Here is a 23,219-nt window from a genome sequence, read left to right as displayed (position 1 = left end):
ATAAACCCAAGGCCAAGGCGCGAGGAGGAAGCTGTACATCGTACTGCGACGACGAAGCAACGCAGGAATTGGGTTTATGAGATGGGTTCTCGGCATCTTATTCCTTTTCTGCTTTTTTATTCAATGAATTTTATGGCAGACTTTGAACATGACCACATCTGACTCGACATTCAAAAAGAAGGAACTGGCACTCATGGCGCTTTTGGCCCTAGTAGCAATGACTCTAGTCACTGTTGCCGTTGTTCCATCCCTGCGTACTAAGATCAAAGATGCGTTCCTCAACGGAGACCGCGAAATCATCGCCAAAGTCAGCAGCAGTCTTTCGCCTTCTGGACCACGGGTGACTGTTTTGAAAATCAAAAGCAAAAATGCCCTGAGCCTTGAAGTCTACAATCAAGAGGCGACAGGAGAGCTTTCTTTAATCACAAAGCTTCCTCTTTTTGAAAATCGTGATGGATACTTCCTGTTACAAGGAAATGCAACGAACCTGGCTATCACTGATGTGGATAAAGACGGCCTTCTTGAAATCGTGGCTCCCACTTACGACGACCAAATGGTGCCACGCTTAAATATTTTTAAGTACAATCCGACAACGAAGTCTTTTGATCGAATGACGGCTCCAGAGGGATTCTCCCCTTAGTTTTTAGCTGGAGACGTCTCGCGTTTTTGCAAATCTCGCCAAGATTTTCCTTCACGAGCCTTACGATCAATTTGGAATTTTTTTACGGCTCTTTCGTGTCCTTGATAGTCCTCGGAAAATACATGAGTCCCATCGTTTTGACTTACAAAGAATAAGTACTGACTGTTCTCTGGCTTCAAAGCCGCGAGCAGAGCCTCTCTGCCAGGGTTGGCAATCGGACCCGGAGGCAAACCAAAGATCACATAAGTATTGTATCTTGTAGGTGTTGTCAGATCCGCGCGAGTGATGTTGATCTCAATACGGCCAGTCTTCTCTGCCTTGCCATAGATGACCGTTGGATCTGTTTGCAAACGCATCTTTTTAAGCAAGCGATTGTGAAACACCGAAGAGATCAAAGGACGCTCTTCCGGCGCACCCGTTTCTTTTTCAATGATACTTGCAAGAGTCACAACCTGGTGGCGATTCCAACCTTGAATGGCGGCCAGAGGAAGAACTTCGCTATACACATACAAAAATCTTTTCACCATGTTTGAGATCAGCGTTCTTGTATCCGTGTACTTCGTGAGCATGTAAGTTTCTGGAAAAAGATATCCCTCAAGACTCTCTTGCGATTCCCCCAAAAGACTTCTTACAAACTGAGGATCACGTGCCAGCGCCAGGAATTCCACCGAAGTGCCAAAGCCCTGTTTCTGATAAAGATCCGCGATCTCGTAAATGCTAAGACCTTCGCTCACAGTAAAGCTGCGTGCGACACTTTTTCCTGACGTGATTGTTTCTAACACTTCTTTGGGAGTCATATTCGTGCGCAAAAGATATTCGCCGACTTTTAATTTCGAACGATCTCCTTTTACACGCGCATACATCGAGAAAAAGAAAGCGTTTTTCAACAGACCTTTTTCTTCTAACTCCGACGCAATGGAATTAAAACCTTTTCCCGGAGTCACTTCGTAGACAACGTCCTGAGCAACGTCACTAGGACGCGTGTTTAAGAATGAATATCCTAAATACGCCACTCCCCCGCCAATGGCGACAAGGAGGGCTACTACTGCGACTGTCAGAACAAGAAGCGTTTTCTTCATTATTTCATATCCAAATTCATACCCGGTAAAATTTTAGTCGGGTCAAAAGGAGTTGGGTCTTCAAGGCTTGCCACAGGCATTGTGCAATATTGAATTGCAAAGTGCGCCGACGGACGGTCATTACCTGATTTACCGAACCCACCAAATGGCAAACGAGAACTTGCGCCGTTTGTTGTGCGGTTCCAGTTCAAAAGACCTACGCGCGCCTTGAACAAAGCATCTTCGTAAAGAGCTTTATCTTTAGAGAACAGCGCCATCACCAAACCATAACCTGTGGAGTTCACGATTTCCATCGCATGATCCCAGTTGTCTGTTTGATAGATCGCTACGTTTGGACCAAAGATTTCGGATTTTTGATAAACGCTGTTTGGATCAAATTTATTTACGATGTGAATACTTGGAGTCACATAGTAACCTTTGTGTTTTAGATCCAAGGCTTTACCACGCATCAAGCTTTCACAGTTTTCACGGTTCGCGATCTCTTGGAAACGGATGTATTTTTCAACAGCCGCCGCATTGATCAAAGTCCCCATGAACGTATTTTCTTTCCAGTGACCGATCGTCAGTTTTTTCGCGGCTTGATAGAATCTTTCAGTAAACTCTTCTGCAATTTTTGGATGAAGGATGATACGGCTAGTGCAAGAGCAGCGTTGTCCCGCTGTCATGTAAGCACCCACCAAACTTTCATAGACCGCTTTGTCCATGTCAGCATCTTCCCAAACCACAGTGGCGTTCTTACCACCCATTTCAAGAGCTAAGATTTTCCAGTAGTGAGTTAAAGTCTCTTGCTTGATTTTAAGTCCCACTTCGTAAGAACCCGTGAAAAGGATCCCATCGACGTGTTCGTTAGCAACCAAACGTCCACCCGCAGCGCCATCGCCTTGGATAAGATTGAAAACACCTTGTGGGAATTGCGCTCTTTCAAAAAGTTCAGCCATAAACTGACCCACAGCCGGAGTTTGCTCCGAAGGTTTAAAGACCACTGTGTTTCCAGCAATCAAAGCCGGAATGATATGACCGTTTGGAAGATGCGCTGGAAAATTAAAAGGTCCCACCACCGCCATCACACCGCGTGAACGATGACGAATCACACCGTCTACTTGCGGAAGTGCGTTCGTGATTCTTTCTTCAGCCACCAAGTTCAATGAATGATTCAAAGTGATATCAATCTTGGCACCCAACGCTTTGGCCTCTGTCATCGCTTCCCAAGAAGGTTTTCCTGTATCGCGAGAGATGATCTGCGCCATTTGCTCTGCGTTGGCATCAAAGAGTTCTTTCAAACGCATCAAATAATTTTTTCTCTCGTTCATCGAAAGAGTCGCCCATGCCGGGTACGCTTTCTTCGCGGCCACGCAGGCTTCATCGACATGATCGTGCTTAAATGGCACTGTCATGACTGTGTCATTCAGATCAGAAGGGCTGATGTCTTTAAATTCGCCATCACCTTTTGTCACAGGCACAAAACGTCCGTTGATAAAATCGCCTTTGTATTTCACATCAAACATGGTGGTGCTCATGTCTATTTTCCTCTGTTGTAATTGAATGGAGACATATAAACTTCTTCGCCAACATCAACGCCCAAAAGTTGTCTGAACTTTGGAGCGATTGCCACTTCGCCGCCGCGCACGTCGACGGATGCCAAAGCCACTTTGAACTCTTCGCTTGTTGTCGCGACAAGTCCCTGCTCTTTGTAAGAGGCATCCTTAAACTCTGCGACCTTCAATCTTTTGCCGTACTTGATTGGCAAAATTTCCGCAGTGTCTGCGCCATAGTGAGGTCCGCCATCAAAGGGATCCACCTCATCAAGATAACTAAATCCAATGCTTTCCAAAAGATGTTGCGCAGGCTTTGTCGCCTCGCCCACTCTTCCCAAAACCAAGCGTGCTTTGGAATCCAGCAAGCAAAGATAGATGTCATCTTGCGGAAAAAGACTTTCGATAAATTCTTTGTGTGACTGACTCAGAAGGTCGGCCTCTTGATAGGGAAGACCTGTAAATCTTCTTCCCAAGGCCTCCCAGAATTCACTGCGACCTTCATCCGTCAAGGGAGGAGTTAATTCACACAGAACGCGATTTTCAAATTTCTCTGGGTAAAGGCCCATGTACAGGAAACGCGACAGACTGATTTGTTTTCCCAATTTTTCAGGACGACGTCTGTAAGCTTTATCAACAAGAAGTCCTCCGATTTCTGTTGGCCCATCAAAATCCAACTGAAAGCGCAAAACTTGATGAATAAATCCGATACCAAGATCTTGAGAGAAGTGATCCCTTTTAAAAATCTTAAAGAAGCTGTGAGGAACTTCATCTGTTCCGTGCTTTGCCAGAACCAAAGAGCTTCCCACCACACATTTTTCTTCCACGTCCTCGACGACAAAAAGATATTCAGACTGATGTTTGGGAAGCTTTCCCGCAAACGAGTGCTCACTGCGTTCAATCTTTTCGCCGATGACTTTCTTATCACCTGGAAGATTAAGCAAATTAAACTGCTTTGCCAAATCCACCAACTGAGTCAAATCATCGTGCTGTACTGAGCGAATAATAAAACTCATAAACAAAACCTTTCGATGATCTTTTTATAAAACTGAGTCGCTTTTTCCAAATCCGCCAAAGCCACGTGCTCTTGCGGTGTGTGCACGTTTCCTTCCCGTTTGCCGGGACCAAAACATACACAGTCGACTCCGATGCGAGAAAAGATACTCGCCTCGTTTGTGGATGCTTGCGTGATAGGACGGTCACTCAGTCCCATCGTGCGCAATTCATCCAAGCAGCCTTTCACCAAAATTGAATTCACCTCCGTGCGGAAAGGCTTTTTATAATCATTCACACGGAAGCTTGCGCCGTTTTCTTCACAAACCTGACGAAGTCGATCCATCCAACGCTCGTAAATCTCGTGCGTGATGACCGGTGGAATACGACATGTGCCAGAAAGCTGGATGTCATCTTCGTTCGTCCTTGCCAAACCAATATTCAGAGTCGGAGTGCTGGGGTGGAAGTCCACATCCGTATAATCCAAAAACTCCAGCTCCAAAGTTTTCACCGCACGATAGATGTTGGCGATCTTTTTAGAAATCGGGTTTTGAATCATCGAAACCATGTCGATCTCTAAAAATGCGTTACTTGGAACCGTATTAAAATTAATTCCGCCGTCCATCTCCATGATGTTCACTGAATCGGGAAGCATCATAAGATATTCAAGCATTTTCACAATCGCGCTCTCTCCAAGATGCGGCGTCGAAGAATGCGCCGCCTTGCCTCGGAAAAGTTTTGATTGTGTCGACGTACTTTCGCGCAAGTTATGTTCCTGGCGATAGCGCGTTTCCTCTTCAGAAAAAGGCACGCGAATTTCTACGCTCGCAAAACCTTTTGCTGCATTGATCACTTGCAAGTCGCTGGGCTCCCCGATCAAAGCCATCTTCGCAGAGACTTTGTTTTTACGAATGAGCTTTAGGGCTCCTTGCATCCCTGACTCTTCACCAAAAGTTCCAACAAGAACTGGAGGCAAGCGCCAAGCGCGATCTTTTCCAAATGAAGCCATGGCTTCAAGCTTACATAAAAAATCAAGTTTCACATCGGCCGCGCCCAAACCATAGATTTTTCCATCAATGATATGCGCATCAAAGGGATTGGCTCCCGTTTCCGTCCAAAGTGGAAAAGGCCCCGGATCGACGGTGTCCAAGTGTGTTTGCAATAAAAGCTCCGCACTGGGTCTTTCTTCCGTCGGTCGCGCGATCACGTTCACTTGAACTAAATCGCCAACGACTTCTTCCTGCTCTTCAACGTACAAACCTTTTTGACGGCAAAACGCCGCCACCCACCGTGCAAGATCTCTATTGCCGTGAGTGGGTGTACTGTCGATGGAGATAAGCTGCCTGCAGGCCTCAATAAAATCCAACTATACTCCTTCGAGCAAAGTTTTTTCGATCGCTTTCAACGCGATGTCGATGTCTTCATCTTGAATAATTGCAGGAACCAAGAAACGCGCGCGCACTGGATCTTTACCACAAGGGAAAGCAATCACGCCGTTTTGGAATAGTTTATTCAAGAACGCATTCACACTTTCTTTTTTCCCGTCATGAGGAGTGAAAGCGATCATCAAACCCATACCGCCAGCATCTTGCGCAATGCCTTTGCAAGTCGTGTCGTTCAAACGGTTGATACCGTCGATGAAACGCTTGTGGATTTGCATGATACGACCGTTTGGTCCCAAGAAACCTTCAGAAAGCATGTCGATCATTTCCATACCAGCACACAATGAAGGTGTTGAACCCGAGAATGTTCCCGCGATCAAACCTGGTTTTGGATTGTATTCTTCTGTGTAAAGAGTCGCACCGATTTGCGCTGTCTTCGCGATTGTGCAGATGTCGATGTATTGACCGATATCCAAAGTTTCAAAGGCGAAGTATTCACCTGTGCGTGTGAAAGTTTGCACTTCATCCGCCCAGATGGCGATGTTTTTAGATTTACAGAAATCAAGAAGTGGGATGAAGAACTCACGAGGAGCCGCTTGATAACCACCTTCACCCAACATCGGCTCAAAACCGAAAACAGAAATATTGCCTTCGTGTTTTGCTACGTGCTCTTTCATCACCGTCAAAGCTTTTTCGCCAGAGCGAGGATCACGTTTATCAAAGAATGGAACACGCAAAACTTCGTGATATTCAGGCAAGCCTTGTTTGTAAGCCGGGTTGTCAGTCACTTCCGCCATCATCGTTGAACGGCCGGCAAAAGCATCTTTAAAGCCCATCACAAAACGCGCCGGAGAATTTTTTTGACGAGAAAGTTTCAAGGCATTTTCATTGGCCATAGTTCCGCACGTAGCAATCCATGCATACTTCATGCGGCTTTTTTTGCTCGCGATCTTCACCATTTTTTCTGTGAACAAACGGTATTCGTTGTTTGGTTGCAGATTACCTTGAGTCAAAATATCCGACAAAGATCCACGAACCGCTGCTGCAATCACGCGAGGATGTGCGTGACCCATCAAGTGAATACCGATGCCGTTGATCAAATCCAATTTCACGCTGCCGTCTTCAAGCTCCACATAAGGACCACGACCAGCACCTGTGCCCATGTAAGGATAGTGCAGCGGACGACCACGGAATTGACCCGCAAGATCTACTTTTTGTTTTCCAGCTTCTTTAAATTCATCAAGAGGAGCACGTATTCCCGAAATTTGTGAATTCAGTTTCGTCACTTCACCCACAAGATCTTGAACCAATGTTTTTACTTTTTCGGATTGCTGTATCTGATGACCTACAAGAGAACTCATAATACCTTTCGCGGATCCTTCGCCTATTTTCCATGGACCCATTGTTATATGAAATGCCCGTCCAGTTTACTCCCGCCCCAGGACTAAGACAAGACACGTGGTAGACACGGAAAGACTTTTATCTGTAAACTTGTAGAGCTATGTCGAAATTGAAATCTCTCTCTGTGTTCTTTCTGTCACTCGTTTTGCCCACTCTCGTTGCGGCACAAACTGGATCTTCTGCGGAGCTTTTTAAACAAGGCACACAGCTTTATCTTGCAAAGGATTATACGAAGGCTCAGGAAGTTTTCACTCAAGCCCTAGACAAAGATCCTTATAACGCAACGACCTTGACGAATCTCGCTCTCGCAGAGTTTCAATTGGGAAAAAAGCCTCTCGCCATTGGCCTTCTGCGCAAAGCTTTGGCCTCGGACCCCGAACTTCCAACAGCGCAAGCGGGTCTCAAATTCATTCTCTCACAAATGCAAGTGAAGGAAGTTCCTCATCAAATTGAAACTTACGAGTCTTTGCGCTCAAAACTGCTTCAACCCGTTCCTCTCTCTGCGTACTTGATTCTTTCTGCTCTTTCTCTTTTCGCTGCGGGTTGGATTTTGATTTCTTATGGCGGGCGTCGAAGAAAAGCGCTGGAAGAGGAAAAATCCCTCCCGGCGTTTCCGTTAATTGGAAGTCTTTTAAGCCTCGCTTTTGTGATATTTACAGGGCTTTTGGCTCTGAAAGTCTATGATTCCACGATTTTGCGAGGAACTATCATTGAAGAAAAAGTCTCTCTGCAGACCGCTCCTGGGGACAATCAGGTCGCAATCCTTGAGCTTTTCGGCGGAATGGAAGTGATCACTCGCGAAACTCAGGGCGATTGGGTGCAAGTCACCTACCCTGGTTCTCTTACGGGATGGATTAAAAAATCCTCTGTGTTGATGACGCGTTGACAGCTGGTCCTGGACCTTAATATGATTTACTTCTATGTTAAAAACGCTCCGAGTCATAACAATCGCTGCAGCTATGGGACTTTTGCTCTCTGGCTGTTCAACAACTGAAAAGAACTCCAACACACCGGAAGGCGCTTTCGCTATCGCGGAAGAGTACGACCAAGGTGAGCGTTACGAAGAAGCTATTCGTCGTTATACGGAAGTGAAAAATAAATTCCCGTACAGCAACTTCGCAACCAAAGCGGAACTTGCGATTGCTGACGTTTACTACAAACAAGAATCTTACGCTGAAGCTCAGGTCTCTTACCAAATGTTCAAAGAGCTTCACCCGACAGTTCCAAATGCAGATTACGTTCAGTTCCGTATCGGCATGAGTTACTTCAATCAGTTGCCTACAACAATTGATCGCGACTTAACTCAAGCTAACGATGCCATCTTGAATCTATCTGAAGTTATTAAGAAATATCCAAACTCTGTGCACGTTGGTGAAGCCAAAGAAAAGCGCAGTGCTGCGATTAAAATGTTGGCTGAAAAAGAAGAATACATCGCTGACTTCTACTTCAAACGTAAAATCTTCGACAGCGCTTTGTCTCGCTACGAAGGCCTTTATAACAACTACCGCGGTCTTGGCCTTGACGCCAAAGCTCTTTCACGTGCAGCGATTTGCGCTCAGAAAACGGGCGATACTCCCAAAGCTAAAAAATACACTGAAGTTTTGGCTCGTGAATTTCCCGGCAGCAGTGAGTTGAAAGATGCTCAGAAGGAGATCGAATAATGAATGCTCTTCATGACGATATGCTTTCCGAAGCTCGTGGATATTTTATCAACGGCAACTACAAGATGGCTGAACCTATCTTGAATCAGATGTTGCTACAGAATACGCGCAATCCTGAAGTTTATCAGATGCTCGCGACGATCTTTTACGACAAAGGTCAATTCAGCAAAGCTATTAAGACATTCAAACGCGCTCTGGAAATTGATCCAACATACACGGATGCGAGCGTCGGTCTTTCCATTATCTTGAACGACCTTGGAAAATACGACGAAGGAAAACAAGTGTTCTTGGATGCCCAAGTCCAACTTGAAAAGAAATCCGGCAAACAAGATCCTTTCGTCGACGAAAAATTGGCTTCCAAGCACGAAGAGCTGGCGGACCTTTACTACCAATACAAACGCTACAACGAAGCTCTTGAACAACTTTTGAAAGCGCAAAAACTTTCTAGCCGAAAAGCCGAAGTTACTTTGCGAATTGCTGAAGTTTACGTTCAATTGGGACAAGGTGATCGCGCCATTAAAGACTTGAAAGCTTTGATCCGTGAATATCCCCACCTTATTCCAGCTCGCCTAAAGCTTGGGGCTATTTACTACAACTCAAACAATATTGCTGAAGCCACTGAACAATGGGAGAATATTCTCATTCGGGACCCACAACACCCCGAAGCTTTGCGCTATTTAAAAATGGCTCAAGCAGCTGGCATCACTTCCATCGACTTGTAATAGAGGCACAACATGGCACAACTTAAAGAACAAATGGTTCCCTTCCTCACTAGCGACGAAATCAAAGAGCTTATCGAAAATCTCGCTGAACAAATCGAACATGATTACGAAGGAAAAGAAGTTGTTTTCATCTGTCCTTTGCGCGGCTCCATTCACTTCACAGCGGATTTGATGCGCAAAGTGGAATTGCCACAGCAAGTGGATTTCGTACACGTGCAAGCGGTTGAGCGCGGTGGCGCGATCAAAATCGTCAAAGATATTTCTGTGAATATCGCCGGCAAACACGTTTTGATCGTAGAAGAAATCATCGATACAGGCCGCACATTGAGCTTCTTAAGAAGCCGTCTTTTTGCGTCTGCCCCTGCTTCATTGAAAATCGTCACTTTGCTCGATAAACCCGCTCGTCGCGAATTGCCAATCAAAGCAGACTACATTGGTAAAACTATTGATGACCGTTATGTTGTTGGATACGGAATGGATTCCGAAGAAGTCGGAAGAAACTATCCAGATATCTATACTTTGAAGAACTAAGAAACAGCGACGTTCACAAGAAATAGAATCACGACGCAAAAGGCATAGAGGAACACAAGTTGTTTCGGCATGCTGAGAATCTCCTGAGCCCAATCTAAGCAGTCTTAAGACCTTCGTCAATAGCGCCCTGAACGAAGGTCTAAGAAATCTAAACAAAATCCACTTATATTAAATTTCAGCCCACCTCGCTTTCGGGGTTTAACGATGAAATCTCGCCTCCTAGACCTATTTTCTTTTTTAAGGACTCCGAAACAAGGTGCGGAGGAACCACCTATGTCTAAGCTATCCCTCAAAGGCCGATTCTTGTTCGTCACAGGGCTTTTGATTGCCATTGCTCTGATTACTAATCTTTTGTCTCTGGATCGTCTGCGTTTTCAAAACAAAGTGACCAGCGAAATTGGCGAAACATGGCTTCCAGCCGTCAGTAAGGCTGCAGATCTGAACATTAATCTTTCCAACTACCGCAAGTTGGAATTCAACCTTTTGGCAACTCAGAGCACAGATGAAAGAAAGTTGGTTCTCGAAGAGATGGACAGTCTTCTTGGCAACATCACCATCTACTCCAAAGTTATCGACCCTCTTTTGGTTAACGATAACTTGCGTAAGTCTTACGATGCTTTTTTGGCTGCTTGGGATCAGTACCAAGTTGAAAGTGAAAAATTTCGCGAAGCCGTCGACAAAGAGAATCATCAATTGGCTGAAGAGATTCTGCAGGGAAGCTCTGCAAAGAGTTTTAACGAAGCCTACGACTCTTTAAAAAAACTGACGGACGAAAGCTATATGGCTGGAGTTCAAAAGACGGAAGAGGTTGCTAAGAACTTCAAAATGACGATGTATTTTTTAATTAGCATTGTCAGCGTCTTTATTTTATTAGGGCTTTTTGCAAGTATTTGGAATATTCGCAAAGTTCAACAAGCTTTGACTTCAGTCGCCGACGGGCTTGATACGAGTTCCCAAACGATTCGTTCTCGGGCACACGAATTGGTGGAATCCAGTGACCGTATTTCTTCCAGCTCAACCTCAACAGCGGCCTCCTTAGAGGAAATTGTCGCTTCGATGGAAGAACTCACAGCCACCGTACGCCAAAATTCTTTGAATTCAAATCAAGCCGCAGATATTTCCAAAGAAGGACAGGACACCGTTCACAACGGGCAAAAGAAGATCAATGAGCTTATCACCGTTATTGGCGAAATTTCGAAAAGTTCGCAAAAAATTGAAGAGATTCTAGGTTTGATTGACGACATCGCATTTCAAACAAATTTGCTGGCATTAAATGCCGCTGTCGAAGCGGCCCGCGCCGGTGAACAAGGAAAAGGCTTTGCCGTTGTCGCTGATGCCGTTCGCGCCTTGGCACAAAAAAGTGCGGAAGCCGCAAAAGAAATCAGTGGTCTTATTCACGAAGCCACAAACAAAAGTAAAACAGGTGTTACTTTAGCTGCCGAAAGCGAAAAGTCTTTGAATGCCATTGTCGACAATACTCATCGTGTTTCTGAACTCATTCAAACCGTGGCTCAAGGGTCTCATGAACAATCTCAAGGTATTGAACAGGTAAATAAGGCTCTGACTCAGATTGATCAAAGTCTTCAAGGTGTGGCGTCGTCCATGGGAGCGGTCACGAACTCGTCAGAAGACATGCAGACACAGTCCGAAGAACTTTATAAAATGATGTGCTCTTTGCACATTTTAGTCGGAAAAAAATCAAAAGAAATGGGAAATGAACAACAACTAAATTCAGAAAGTGGCGACGCCACTTCTGCAGCTTAAAGGAGAATTCCATGAAAAAAACAACATTGATCGTATCCATGCTACTTATGGGTCAAATGGCTTTCGCAGGCGACTGTGTGATCTCAATTGATCGCAAAGCTTGCGCCGGTAAAGAAACAGAGGCCATGAAGCCTTACAACGGCAAAAATCCAACTGAAGAAACTAAGAAGCTGGATAACGAAGAAGCTTGCGGCAAATGGGCAGAGAAAAGCTCAAAAATCGTTCGCAAAGGCACTTTGACCGAAAAGATAGTTTCAGCAAAATTTGATGGCAAAGATCTTGGTAAGACTTTCGCTGACAAAGCTGAATGCAAATAATCTAGTTTTTGATCCTCAGGGCTCTTTCTAAAGAGCCCTGTTTCACACTAATCGTGTGACTTCTTCCTTCGTCTTTTGCTTAAATAATCCTTAATGACAAAAAAGCTGCGCCTCTTGCCCGTGATTTTAACGGTTGAGATCATCTATCTTTGCATTGCAACTCTCATTCCTGTTTTACCGGGATGGAAGATGTTTTCTTCCTTTGAGCGCGTATCTTATCGCGCTCTCAACACGGAAAATAGCCAGGAAATTCCACTGTCCAAGTATTTGCCACCGACTTACTATTCTTTGACAGAGCCTACTCTGATAAAACTCGCGCACTTTGTCTGTAAAAAAGACGGCATTAGTATCACTCTTCACACCACCACAAAGGATCCAAAGGTTTATGGTTTCACGCCACCTGCTTGTGATCCTAAATAGAGTTTCACCGCTTAAACTCTTTTATCATTTTTTTGGCTTGGCTTTGGTCGCTCGCGTAGTGAGTGATATTTTTGAAGTTCATCGCTGGTCGATTCATCTAGGAGAGATTTTTCCCTACCGTCATCTTTTTGAGTTCATCCCTTTATACTCTACTTCCCTTTTAGTTGTGGAATGGGGGCTTTTGCTGATCGGCGCCCTGCTTATTTTCAGAGGGAAAAATCGCTGGGGATCTGCGTTTGCTTTAGTGGGACTTGTCATGAGTCTTTCGCAAATGTTTCAGAATCAAAAAGTTCTTCTCACCTTGGTGGCGTTTGCATTAACGGTAGGTCCGCGCTTAAATGAAAATGCACTCTTTAAAAAGAATGACACCGCGAACTTTCTGAAGTGGCAGATTCTTCTTATTTATCTCATTTCCGCCGTGAGTAAGATATTTGATCAGTTTCAATCTGGCGAAACATTGCGAATAATGTCTGAGCAACTGTTATTACAGGACATTGGCAGTCGCGAAATTTACTCGGTGGGAGCATGGCTTGTGATTTTGGTTGAACTTGCTTTGCCTCTTTTACTTCTAACTCGACCTCGACTGGGAATTGCAGGTGTGGTTCTCGTTCATGGGGGATTTTCACTTTTTCTTTCAGATATCTGGCCATTTTCATTGGCGATGATCGCTTTGAGTTTTCTTTTTTTAAAGTCCCCCGATTCAAAAATCCCTGACCAAAGACTTGTCGAAATCACCTAAAAGTCCTCTAAAATTCAATCCGGACTTCGCTGTTTAGAAGATCAACATTTTCCCAGAACCTTCTTCGCTGCCCTTTTTTTCCAATCTCAAAATGATATGTGGAATGAGGTCACTTTTGTAATCCGTACTCTAAAGAGAATCCCAAAATTAGCCGATATTGTGTTTAAGGGGGAACATCTATGAAGAAGTTTAAGAACTTTTCTAAGAATCTATTAAAAAAAGAATCAGGCCAAGGTGCGACTGAGTACATCCTATTGCTGGTTGTGGTTGTTGCATTAGTGCTTATGTTCAAAGGAAAAATTACGGCTAAATTAGAAGAAACGATGGGTGCGCTCAGCGGAAGTATGGATAACGTTATTAATAACTAATAATTCTAGCCGACTTCACACAAGGAGGCTAAATGACAGTTGAATACGTTTTGTTGCTGATTGTGATTTTTAGCATCGGGCTGAAAGCTTTTATCTCAGCCCCAGCGACCGCATTTAAAGAATCCGGTCCGCGTTTAGGTGCTCGAATCGAACAACAATTAACAACGGGAGATGGATTCAAACCGGAACGTGGCAACAATATTGGATGGGTCGGTGACAAATGAAAAATCCTTTGCGCAATCGTAAAGGACAATTTGTCATTGAAGGCGTCCTGCTTTTGGTTGTTACGGTCGGTGCTTTTCTGTGGGCCACAAATTATCTGCGCGAGGAAAAAATTCTCGCCAAGTTGATTTCTGGTCCTTGGGAAAAGATATCCGGAATGATCGAATCCGGGGTTTGGGAAGCACCTGACAAAGCACGAAAACAGCATCCGAACCAAATCAGTCGATCCAACACGGTGAAACCGGAAGGTCAATGAGAAGAGAGAGTCGGAGAATTTTTAAACCATTGCAAAATTCCCGCGGTTTTTTAACTGCGGAGTTTATATTTTCGCTCGTGCTATGTGCGGGAATGTGCATCGTTTTATTCTCTTTGAATTTCACTCTGTCCATGGCCGAAGTGGCTCAGTACATCGCCTTCTCAACAGCGCGCGCTCATGCCGCTGGCCATATTGATCAAGACAAGCAAGAACAACTTGCCAAAGACAAATACAAAGAGCTTCTCAATACCGCTGCACTTAAACCTCTTTTCAACAATCCTGACGGTGGTTGGTTTAAATTCTCTGGGGAACCAGAAATTCGCGGTGGAGGACAAAGAAACTCCTTTGAAGACTATGGAACAAATACCACACCTGATCGCGTACCTCAGGTCGGTGTCCGTTTCGACTTTCAACCTCGTCTTCTGAATTTGAAAATTCCGTTCCTCGGCTCAACGGCTGAAGATCCAGATGCTGGATTCTCTGCCAAGATCTCAGGGCTTCTTATTCGCGAACCGACTTCGAAAGAATGTTTCGATTTGCAGGTGAAAAAGCGCTACGAAGCGATCCTCAGCTTGGATGACAGATATAAAAAACTTGGATCCAGCGGAGCTAACAAGTACGTACCGATGGAGGATAACGGATGTTAAAACGTCGCAAATCCTCCCTCATTAAGAATGAAAAAGGCATGGCGGTATTTGAAATGATACCGATCATTGTCGTTATCGTGATGTTCTTAAACTTCTCTATTGGATTTTTCGGCGCCATTCACACTGGTATTCTGAACTCCATTGCATCACGCAATTATGCTTTTGAAACTTTCCGTAATCGTGCCGACCTGACTTACTTCAGAAGTAATGACGGTGATCCACTTCATTTTACAAAAGAAAAAATGAGAGTGCATGGAACTTTGACGGAGAAAATGGCCGGGACAGGTTCAAGCGATCAAAGCTGGATGGCCTCAACCCGCATGATTGACTTTATGAGCTTTGAAAAAAGAGCTGCCGACCCTATCGGGGGAGATGCTGGATCTCACAACAGAACCAGATCACTTCCAGGTGGTCGTATCAGCGAAGCTGTTCATCAGGGAGTGAATCCCATTTGGATTAAGACAACTTACGGCATTTGCCTGAACTCAACTTGTGGAACCTAGAAAGAAGTAGGACTTTATGGGATCGAACGATACAAGAAATCTATGGCTTTCCATCGCAGCAGGGGTCTTTGCGACTTTCTTGCTGTACAGCTATTCCCAAGAAAAGAAAGCTGAATACGACAAACGTTTCGGTTCTACAAAACGTGTCGTTGTTGCCAAAGAAGACATCGCAGAAATGCAAACGATCTATGACACAATGGTTGAGACTAAAGAACTTCCTGCTGACTTTATCCAACCAGACGCCATCACAATTCCTGATGAAATCATCGGAAACGTGGCCGCTGTACCTATTCGTAAAGGTCAAATGGTTCTAAAGAACAATCTTTTAACTCCGGGTCCAGACACAGGGATCGCTTTGCAAGTGGCACCTAGTAAGCGTGCTGTTGCCATTCCTGTCGACGAAGTTCGCAGTGTCGCGAAGCTGATTCGCCCTGGTGACCGTGTGGATATCTATGCCGCTGTCGATACCGGTAAAGGTATCGGTCAACGTCGTGAAGTTTTCACGATGATGTCTGACGTTGTTGTTCTTGCAACAGGTGTCAGCGTTGTGAACAACATTCCTCGTATGTTCGAGCTGGATTCAACAGGAAAGAACCTCACGCAGATCGCTTTGACGGGAGATACAAAGTATACAACGATCACTGTCGAAGCCACTCCTAAAGAAGCTCAGGATCTTTTCTATATTCTTTCAACAGCACCTGGAAACTTGTTCTTCGCTTTGAGAAATCCTAGTGACAGAACTGTTCCACCAAGAATGCCAAGTTCGACTTCGGATTCAGTTACTGGGAAACCTGTGGTATCATTAGATGGAGCTCCGGCAGCTCCGATCGCGGTACCGCAACGACCCGTTTATACACCACCCGTACAGCAACAAAGAACCGCTCCTCCGCCAACACAAAGACCTCGCGGCAACGGATTTCAAACTTTGTAAATGGGTCTATTTAGGGGAAGTAAGGGGGATACTATGAGACGACAAATTTTACTGGCAGGATTATTCCTTAGCCTCTGCTGTGGACATGTCGCTTTTGCCCAAGAAGAACTTGTGGCGGAACCGTCGAGCGCAACGGCAGATGAAGGAACTGGTGTCTATCGCTCTCGTAAGTTCATCAACCTGACATTAGGGATTGAGCAAGACGAAAAACTTCCTCCTCTTCCGAATGATATTGAATTTAAAGGTGACTTCCGTCGTATCGTGACGGCTGCCTATGCAAAAGATCTTAACGTGATTCGCTTCACGCCACGCTCTGAAGGTTTCGCAACACTCACTATCCATGACAAACGCAATGGCAAGGTCGTGGCTGAATTCCGTATTGACGTTAAGAAAAGCAAGCTCGACAAAGTCGTTCGTGAAATTCGTGCTCTTTTAGGTGATATCGAAGGAATCAATATCAAAATCGTGAACAACAAAGTGGTTGTTGACGGTCAGATCCTCTTACCCAAAGATCTTGCGCGTATTTTCAACGTGATCAAACAATTCGGTGACCAAGCTTCTTCCCTTGTGACTTTGAGTCCTTTAGCGCAAAAGAAAATTGCAGAGTTTATCGCTCGTGATATCAACAATCCGGAAATCGAAGTTCGTGCCGTCAACGACAAGATCATCTTGCAAGGATGGGCGAACAGCGAAGAAGAATCCAAACGTGCCGAGATCGTGGCGAAAACATATCTTCCAGATATCGTGATCGATGCCGCTGAAGACGGTGGACCGATTAAAAAACGTAGACCTCTGAATGACGGTGTCATCAATCTCATTCAAATCAAAGAGGCTCCTGCAAAACCACCAGCTAAAATGATCCAACTGGTTGTGCACTATGTGGAGTTGAATAAGGACTACTCGAAGGCCTTCAAATTCCAGTTCACTCCGGAATTGGGTGACAACTCGCAAATGACTTTCCAAACCGGTGGAGACAGTCCAGGTGGTGTGATCAGCTCTATCACAGGAACCGTTTCAAACTTGTTGCCGAAATTGAACTGGGCAAAACAACATGGTCATGCCCGCGTACTGGAAAGTACAAGCTTGATCGTTGAAGACGGTAAAAAAGGTGAAATCAAACAAGTAACCGATCAACCTTACCCAGTGATCGGAAAAGATGGAACACAAGGAACTGCCTTTGCTTCCGTAGGTATCGTGACAGGTATTACTCCTGTGCTTTTGGGTGAAAAATCCGGAAGCGTTCACATGGAGATGAGTTTTGAGGTCAGCAGCTTGTTAGGTAATACACCTGCAGGGGCTCCGATTGTGAGTAAAAACCAAATGTCGAGCACAGTGACTGTCCGTGACCGTCAAAGTGCGGCTGTGGGCGGTTTGATCCGTAACTCCACTTCGACTGGTTACAATCGTCCAGCTGGACAAAAGAACCCTATCATCAGCTTGTATGCATCTAAGGACTTCGTAAAACAACAAAGCCAGTTTGTAGTCTTTGTTACGCCCATCGTGAAAACTTCTGCGAGCTCTGGAGCTGAGCAAATTAAGAAGAAGTTCCGTTTACGCGACTAACATCTCGTAAACGGACCTCCCATTTCAGCCGATAAAGGAAATGGAGGTCTGCATTGGCTATTAATCCTAATTGTAATCTCATCGCTGTGGTCGGTGGTAAAGGCGGCGTCGGTAAGTCCGTTTTTGCCGCGAACTTTGCATGCACCATCATGAACGAACTCAGAGCGCAAGTGCTCCTCATTGATGCCGACGCAAAAAGCGTTGGCGATCAAAACGTTATCATGGGTCTTAAACCTCAAAAGACTTTGAAGGAACTTGCAAACTTCCAGGGTTCTCTCAACTCTCAGCCCATGAACACATTGGTGACAATGCACCAATCGGGATTGGCTTATCTGGGTGCGGTTCGTGGCCCAGAAGAATCTCTCAATATCTCTCCAGATCTTTTGGGAAAACTTTTAGAGTTTTTCAGTCGCGCTTTTAAATTTGTGATCGTTGACGTGGGAACAGATTTGGGTCCCGCACAGATGGCGGTTCTTCAAGAAGCCACTGCGATCGTGATCGTGACAAGCCCTGAGGTTTTGGTTGTGACGCAAACTCAGCGTCTGATCAACGAACTTCTTTCTGCGACTTTACCAAAAGACATGTTCCAGCTTGTTATCAACAAGGCCTCACCAACAGGTTTGTCTCCGCAAACAATTTCAAACCAGTTGCAATTGCCTTACTTGGGAATCATTCCTCAAGACGAAGCCACTTCCATGATGGCTTTACAAAAATACACGCCTTTTGTTCTTTCTGCTCCAAAAGCTCCGGTGACAGCCGCCTATTACGATGTCACTCGTAAACTGACAGGTGGAATTCTACAAAGATTAAAAACGATTTCTCGCCCGAAACCAGCTCCGGCTGCCACCGAAGCAGCACAGGGAGGCTCGGCGGCTCCGGCAGCTTCCGCAGGAATGGATGCGCGCACTCTCTTAAAAATCCGTGTGCACAATGAACTTATTCGTACTGTCGATCTTAAAAAACTTTTGCTAGACACCAAACAGGATGAAGGCAAAGAAAAAGAGATTCGTGAAAAGACAAAAAGAGAAATCACTCTGATTGTTGATAAAGAAGCTCCGGATCTTGCCCGTGAAGAGCGCTCTAAAATTATTAAAGAAGTTTTAGAGGAAGCTTTAGGTCTGGGGCCTTTGGAAGATCTCCTCGCCGATGCCGATGTTTCCGAGATCATGGTCAACGGTCATAAAAAGATCTTTATTGAAAAAGGCGGTAAGGTGCAAATGAGTCCCGTGACATTCACGTCGAATGATCACCTTCGCCGTATTATCGAGCGTATCGTGACGCCACTGGGTCGTCAGATCAATGACTCGACTCCTTACGTCGATGCTCGCTTGAAAGACGGTTCCCGTGTGAACGCCGTGATTGAACCTCTGGCGATTGACGGACCAGCTTTGACAATTCGTAAATTTAAAAAGGGTGGTATCACCGCAGAAAAGTATATCTCTTATGGAAGTATCACAAAGAACATGATCGACTTCCTGCGTATCTGCGTTGAAAACGGTTTGAACGTGGTTATCTCCGGCGGTACCGGTTCAGGTAAAACGTCGCTCTTAAATATGCTTTCTTCTTACATCCCTTCCAACGAACGGGTTATCACCGTCGAGGATGCGGCCGAGTTGCAACTTCAACAGGAGCACGTTGTGCGTCTTGAGACTCGTCCCGCTTCAATGGAAGGAAGTAACGCGATCAGTATCCGCGACCTTATTAAGAACTCCCTGCGTATGCGTCCGGATCGCATCATCGTCGGTGAGTGCCGTGACGGCGCTGCCCTCGACATGTTGCAGGCGATGAACACGGGTCACGATGGTTCGATGACGACAACTCACGCCAACAGTCCTCGTGAATGTTTAGCGCGTCTTGAAACTCTTTGTATGATGTCCGGCATGGAACTTCCCGTGCGTGCGATCCGTGAACAGATTGCGGGTGCAGTGAATTTGATTGTTCAGATTTCCCGTCTTTCAGATGGTAGCCGTAAAATTCTTAGCATCACGGAAGTCGCCGGAATGCAAGGTGACGTCGTGACGTTGGCGGAAATTTTCCGCTTCAAAGAAACGGGTTACGACAAGAATAGAAAAATTCAAGGTGTGTTCCAAGCAACGGGAACTATTCCTAGCTTCATTCAAAAACTCAGCGACAAGGGTGTGGTTATTCCGCGTGAGATTTTTGCCAATGATCCTGCAGCAGCCACTCCAGGCGCTCCGGCGACGGCACAAAAACCTCCACTCGGCTCTCTTCCAAAAATGCCAGGGGTCGCTCCTGTGAAAAAGTCGGGGTAGATCATGAAGTTTCTTGCTAACGAATGGGTGCTAATCCCTCTATTTGGACTTTGCGTATTTGTTTTCGTCATCCTTTGGGCTGAGAAATCAATTGCGTGGCTCCATAAACGCAGTCTTGGACAGCGTGATGAGGTCGTTCGCATGCTTCGTTTGATGGGAAATGAAGTGAATGAAAAGAAGATCACGATTCTGATCTTGTTGATGAGCTTTGGTGTCGGCGCCTTGGTCTTCCTTGCTCTTTGGCCCAATGTTCTTATGGGATTTATTTTTGGTGCCTCCATCACCGTCGCCGGATGGCAGCTCCCGCTTCTGATCGTTAAGTTGATTTATGAAAAACGTTGTTCCACTTTCGTGGATCAAATGGTGGATGGTCTTACGATCATGGCCAACGGTATTAAAGCCGGATCAAATCCCCAAGAGTCGATGAAGCGTGTTGTGGAGATCATGGGAAATCCCATCAGTCAGGAGTTCTCGCAGGTTCTTTATCAAATGCAAGTCGGTGATAGTTTCGAAAGTGCTTTGAACGATTTGGGTCAGCGCATTCCTCGTCCTGACGTACAAATGTTCGTGACGTCGATCAATATTCTTAAAGAGACCGGCGGTAACTTGGCTGAAACATTCCAGACCATCGTCACGGTAATTCGTGAGAGACAAAAAGTAGAGAAAAAAATTCAGGCTCTCACCGCACAAGGCCTCATGCAGGGAATCATCGTAACTATGATTCCATTTATTTTGATGGCCGTATTTATGGTGATAGACCCGGGTTTTATCAAACCCATGTTCAACACAACCCTAGGTCTAGTGTTGTTGTTTATGATGCTTGGCCTGCAAATAATCGGTGGCATAGTCATTAAAAAGCTTGTTACCATTAAAGTGTAGTTTGTCAGTTTCAAGGAAGAGGTACCAGTAATGATGAAGAAAGCAATTTTGGCGTTCGCTTTTCTTTTTTCTGCGCAAGCTTATGCGCTTGTAGACATGAAAAATGCCAACTACTCCAATACATGGATTGATATGGATGTTCCAGGAAGTGGTTACGATCTAAAAATCGTGCGCACTTACAACAGCCGTTCTCTTTTCAATGGTATGTTCGGTTTTGGATGGTGTTCAGACTTTGAGACCAGCATGGAAGTCAATGCTGAAGGAAATATCAAAGTTAAAGAGTGCGGTGGCGGCTTGGAAGTGACTTTCGCTCCTCGCGAAGTGACTCGTAAAGACGTGGATAACACAATCGCGCAAATCATCAACAAGATGAAAGCTGAAAAGAAAGTGGGCTTGACTGAAGCTTACCTGACGAGCTTGAAAACTCAGCTTCTTGAAGACGACAATGCCCGTTCTGAATACGCTTCCCAATATGGAATCATCGTTCCTGTTAAAGAAGGTACGAAGTTCTATGCCAACGGTCGCGAAGTGGAACACTTCGTATTCAATAAAACATATTACACACGCAATCTTCCTGATGGCAGCGCTCAACGCTTCAGCCCTCAAGGTAAGATGACTCATATCTATGACAAGAATGGCAACTTCTTGAAGTTTGACTATGACAAAGACGTGATCGCGGCGATCCAAGACAACAACGGTCGTCGTTTGAATTTCAAATATTTCCAAAACAAAAAAGTAAAATCCATCACAGGCCCTAATGGCTTGATGGCAGAATACAAATTTGCAAACTTGGATGACCTTGCCTCCGTAAAAAATGCCTGGTTGAAAACTTACACGTATGAATACGATGAGCTTCACAATCTCACAAAAGCTTCTTGGCCGGACAAAACTTTTGTTGCGATTAAATACGACAAAAAGAATGACTGGGTTATTGCTTTTGCCGATCGTGATAAATGTTTAGAGTCTTATAAATACGAATTCTCTCCCAACGATCCAAAAAATCACTACTGGTCGACAGTGAAGAAAACTTGCGGCAAAGAAGTGATGGCGGACAATAAATACGAATTCTGGCATCAACAACGCGCTGACGGTCAATACTTCTTACAAAGAGTTATGACGACAGTAAATGGCAACGTCACAGACATCACGTACCACGACGTTTTCGGAAAACCGGTTTCTATCCGTCGCAATGCGGACCGCGTTTCTTACGAATACTACCCAGATGGACTTGTAAAAGTAAAAGCAGCTCCAAACGTGCGCATGGCGTTTGAGTACGATGATAAAATTAAAAAAGTAAGCTCTGTCACTAGCACTTTCTTTAACGAAAAAGGCGCTAAGGTTGCGACTAAGAATACACAGTTTAAATATGATGGAAAAGGCAACCTTTCCTTCGCTCAAAACAGTGATGGTCAAAAAATCAATATGACTTACGATAACCGTGGTCGTATTGCGACAATCACAGATCACGCGAAGAAAGTGGTTAAGATCGAGTACGAAGAGCGCTACGGTAAGCCTTCTATCGTCACTCGTCCAGGCTTGGGAACGATTGTAGTGAGTTATAAACCAAACGGGGAAATCAACAAAGTGGACAGCAAGGAAGGTCCTTCTGTCGCTATGCAAGTTGCAAGTACTTTCAACAACCTGTTAGATATCATCGCCCCCGCTACTGCGGAATTGTATCTATAAAGGAGAAGGTGAATTTATGAAAAGACTTTTAGTTCTTTCCATTTTGTTGGCTGGTTTAGGATCGGCTTTTGTTAGCACCTCCTCTTGGGCGCAAGAAGACGACTCGAAAAGAACCGTAAATCCGGGTGAAGACCCAAATGAAGCGAAAAGCGGTAAGTCCTATGAAGCAGACGTGGCGGCTCCTGGCGTATGCCCTGAGTGTATCGCGCGTATGAAGCACACACGCTTAGGGGACGATACGACTTATAGACCTGGAGGGCCTGCAGCCCCTACCTCTGAGAAATCCAGAGAAGGCACTCGCTAGAACTGTCTAGAATCTTATCAATCGATAACCTAAAAAGGGCTTTGGAACACCAGAGCCCTTTTATTTTGTCTCAAATCCAGCTGATTTCGCTCTAAATGTCTCATCTTGGGACAAGCCCCATGGCATACCCGATGCATTGGATTCCTTCTGAGTAGATTTTATTTTTTTGTACTCGTGCAAAGGAGTTCCTATGAAGAAAATGGTAAAAACCGTGATTGCTATGTCTATTATTGCGTTTGCGTCTGTATCTATCGCAAACCCGAAATGCTCACACAGAGTAGCATCTGCTTCAAATGATCTTTTGAGAAACACAAACCCTGTGAAGGTGAGAGTTGCGAAAGCTTCAACACCAGCGAAGACATCAGAAAAAGCAAGATCAGGCGTTCAGTAATCGAATTTGCTCACG

At 45.0% G+C, this 23,219-nt stretch carries 26 protein-coding genes; 21 read left to right on the top strand and 5 right to left on the bottom strand.

Annotation, left to right across the window (positions count from 1 at the left end; all coding sequences use genetic code 11):
* The first annotated feature begins 148 nt into the window (after positions 1-148).
* The gene (locus ACL934_RS00835) at positions 149-640 is read left to right on the top strand and encodes a hypothetical protein (protein ID WP_374076778.1); all 492 of its coding nucleotides are present in this window, start codon (positions 149-151) and stop codon (positions 638-640) included.
* Here the strand turns inward: ACL934_RS00835 and mltG are convergent.
* Genes mltG through ACL934_RS00810 form a run of 5 tightly spaced genes read right to left on the bottom strand, consistent with a single transcriptional unit; the run spans position 637 to position 6,987 of the window.
* Complete coding sequence (gene mltG / locus ACL934_RS00830) at positions 637-1,719, bottom strand: endolytic transglycosylase MltG (protein ID WP_374076776.1); 1,083 nt, start codon at positions 1,717-1,719, stop codon at positions 637-639. The two genes, ACL934_RS00835 and mltG, sit on opposite strands and share 4 nt — an antisense overlap.
* On the bottom strand, positions 1,719-3,236 hold the full coding sequence (locus ACL934_RS00825; RefSeq protein WP_374076774.1) for a succinylglutamate-semialdehyde dehydrogenase: 1,518 nt from the start codon (positions 3,234-3,236) through the stop codon (positions 1,719-1,721). The genes mltG and ACL934_RS00825 overlap by 1 nt, the downstream gene beginning before the upstream one ends.
* Positions 3,237-3,238: 2 nt before the next feature.
* Entirely contained in the window at positions 3,239-4,267 is a 1,029-nt protein-coding gene (locus tag ACL934_RS00820) for an arginine N-succinyltransferase (RefSeq protein ID WP_413612941.1), read from the bottom strand.
* Positions 4,264-5,610, bottom strand: a complete 1,347-nt coding sequence (locus ACL934_RS00815) for a M20 family metallopeptidase (RefSeq protein ID WP_413612940.1) — start codon at positions 5,608-5,610, stop codon at positions 4,264-4,266. The genes ACL934_RS00820 and ACL934_RS00815 overlap by 4 nt, the downstream gene beginning before the upstream one ends.
* Positions 5,611-6,987: an aminotransferase class III-fold pyridoxal phosphate-dependent enzyme gene (locus ACL934_RS00810; RefSeq protein ID WP_413612939.1), complete on the bottom strand. Its 1,377-nt coding sequence runs from the start codon at positions 6,985-6,987 to the stop codon at positions 5,611-5,613.
* A gap of 140 nt (positions 6,988-7,127) precedes the next feature.
* Between ACL934_RS00810 and ACL934_RS00805 the strand changes: the two genes are divergently transcribed.
* From ACL934_RS00805 to ACL934_RS00710, 20 genes are all read left to right on the top strand, one after another.
* Positions 7,128-7,913 (top strand): tetratricopeptide repeat protein, encoded by a 786-nt coding sequence (locus ACL934_RS00805; protein ID WP_413612938.1) that lies wholly within the window; start codon positions 7,128-7,130, stop codon positions 7,911-7,913.
* A gap of 34 nt (positions 7,914-7,947) precedes the next feature.
* Positions 7,948-8,688, top strand: coding sequence for an outer membrane protein assembly factor BamD (locus ACL934_RS00800; protein WP_413612937.1), 741 nt, complete (start codon positions 7,948-7,950; stop codon positions 8,686-8,688).
* A complete protein-coding gene (locus tag ACL934_RS00795; protein WP_374076759.1) occupies positions 8,688-9,410 on the top strand; it encodes a tetratricopeptide repeat protein in 723 nt (240 codons plus the stop codon). Before ACL934_RS00800 ends, ACL934_RS00795 begins: the two co-directional genes overlap by 1 nt.
* Before the next feature lie 12 nt (positions 9,411-9,422).
* Entirely contained in the window at positions 9,423-9,941 is a 519-nt protein-coding gene (gene hpt / locus ACL934_RS00790; protein ID WP_374076757.1) for a hypoxanthine phosphoribosyltransferase, read from the top strand.
* Positions 9,942-10,214: 273 nt separating this feature from the next.
* Complete coding sequence (locus tag ACL934_RS00785; protein WP_374076755.1) at positions 10,215-11,705, top strand: methyl-accepting chemotaxis protein; 1,491 nt, start codon at positions 10,215-10,217, stop codon at positions 11,703-11,705.
* An 11-nt stretch (positions 11,706-11,716) separates the two neighbouring features.
* On the top strand, positions 11,717-12,022 hold the full coding sequence (locus ACL934_RS00780; protein ID WP_374076754.1) for a hypothetical protein: 306 nt from the start codon (positions 11,717-11,719) through the stop codon (positions 12,020-12,022).
* A gap of 93 nt (positions 12,023-12,115) precedes the next feature.
* Positions 12,116-12,442: a hypothetical protein gene (locus ACL934_RS00775; protein ID WP_374076752.1), complete on the top strand. Its 327-nt coding sequence runs from the start codon at positions 12,116-12,118 to the stop codon at positions 12,440-12,442.
* The gene (locus ACL934_RS00770; RefSeq protein ID WP_413612936.1) at positions 12,408-13,181 is read left to right on the top strand and encodes a hypothetical protein; all 774 of its coding nucleotides are present in this window, start codon (positions 12,408-12,410) and stop codon (positions 13,179-13,181) included. Before ACL934_RS00775 ends, ACL934_RS00770 begins: the two co-directional genes overlap by 35 nt.
* Positions 13,182-13,360: 179 nt before the next feature.
* On the top strand, positions 13,361-13,549 hold the full coding sequence (locus ACL934_RS00765) for a Flp1 family type IVb pilin (protein ID WP_413612935.1): 189 nt from the start codon (positions 13,361-13,363) through the stop codon (positions 13,547-13,549).
* 32 nt (positions 13,550-13,581) lie between these two features.
* Positions 13,582-13,773, top strand: coding sequence for a hypothetical protein (locus ACL934_RS00760; protein WP_374076748.1), 192 nt, complete (start codon positions 13,582-13,584; stop codon positions 13,771-13,773).
* Entirely contained in the window at positions 13,770-14,027 is a 258-nt protein-coding gene (locus ACL934_RS00755; protein WP_374076747.1) for a hypothetical protein, read from the top strand. Before ACL934_RS00760 ends, ACL934_RS00755 begins: the two co-directional genes overlap by 4 nt.
* A 92-nt stretch (positions 14,028-14,119) precedes the next feature.
* Positions 14,120-14,674, top strand: coding sequence for a hypothetical protein (locus ACL934_RS00750; RefSeq protein ID WP_374076745.1), 555 nt, complete (start codon positions 14,120-14,122; stop codon positions 14,672-14,674).
* Positions 14,668-15,177 (top strand): hypothetical protein, encoded by a 510-nt coding sequence (locus ACL934_RS00745; RefSeq protein WP_374076744.1) that lies wholly within the window; start codon positions 14,668-14,670, stop codon positions 15,175-15,177. Before ACL934_RS00750 ends, ACL934_RS00745 begins: the two co-directional genes overlap by 7 nt.
* 16 nt (positions 15,178-15,193) lie before the next feature.
* The gene (gene cpaB, locus ACL934_RS00740; protein ID WP_374076742.1) at positions 15,194-16,108 is read left to right on the top strand and encodes a Flp pilus assembly protein CpaB; all 915 of its coding nucleotides are present in this window, start codon (positions 15,194-15,196) and stop codon (positions 16,106-16,108) included.
* Positions 16,109-16,141: 33 nt separating this feature from the next.
* On the top strand, positions 16,142-17,671 hold the full coding sequence (locus ACL934_RS00735; RefSeq protein WP_374076740.1) for a BON domain-containing protein: 1,530 nt from the start codon (positions 16,142-16,144) through the stop codon (positions 17,669-17,671).
* A gap of 53 nt (positions 17,672-17,724) precedes the next feature.
* On the top strand, positions 17,725-19,944 hold the full coding sequence (locus ACL934_RS00730; RefSeq protein ID WP_413612934.1) for an ATPase, T2SS/T4P/T4SS family: 2,220 nt from the start codon (positions 17,725-17,727) through the stop codon (positions 19,942-19,944).
* A 3-nt stretch (positions 19,945-19,947) separates the two neighbouring features.
* Complete coding sequence (locus ACL934_RS00725) at positions 19,948-20,823, top strand: type II secretion system F family protein (protein ID WP_374076737.1); 876 nt, start codon at positions 19,948-19,950, stop codon at positions 20,821-20,823.
* Positions 20,824-20,853: 30 nt separating this feature from the next.
* Positions 20,854-22,509, top strand: coding sequence for a DUF6531 domain-containing protein (locus ACL934_RS00720; RefSeq protein WP_413612933.1), 1,656 nt, complete (start codon positions 20,854-20,856; stop codon positions 22,507-22,509).
* A 16-nt stretch (positions 22,510-22,525) separates the two neighbouring features.
* Positions 22,526-22,813: a hit locus gene (locus ACL934_RS00715; protein WP_413612932.1), complete on the top strand. Its 288-nt coding sequence runs from the start codon at positions 22,526-22,528 to the stop codon at positions 22,811-22,813.
* 190 nt (positions 22,814-23,003) lie between these two features.
* On the top strand, positions 23,004-23,204 hold the full coding sequence (locus tag ACL934_RS00710) for a hypothetical protein (protein WP_374076732.1): 201 nt from the start codon (positions 23,004-23,006) through the stop codon (positions 23,202-23,204).
* Positions 23,205-23,219: the final 15 nt, after the last annotated feature.

The sequence above is a fragment of the Bdellovibrio sp. HCB-110 genome, from assembly GCF_047323225.1.
GTDB lineage: Bacteria > Bdellovibrionota > Bdellovibrionia > Bdellovibrionales > Bdellovibrionaceae > Bdellovibrio.
This window is presented reverse-complemented; position numbering and strand designations above follow the sequence as displayed.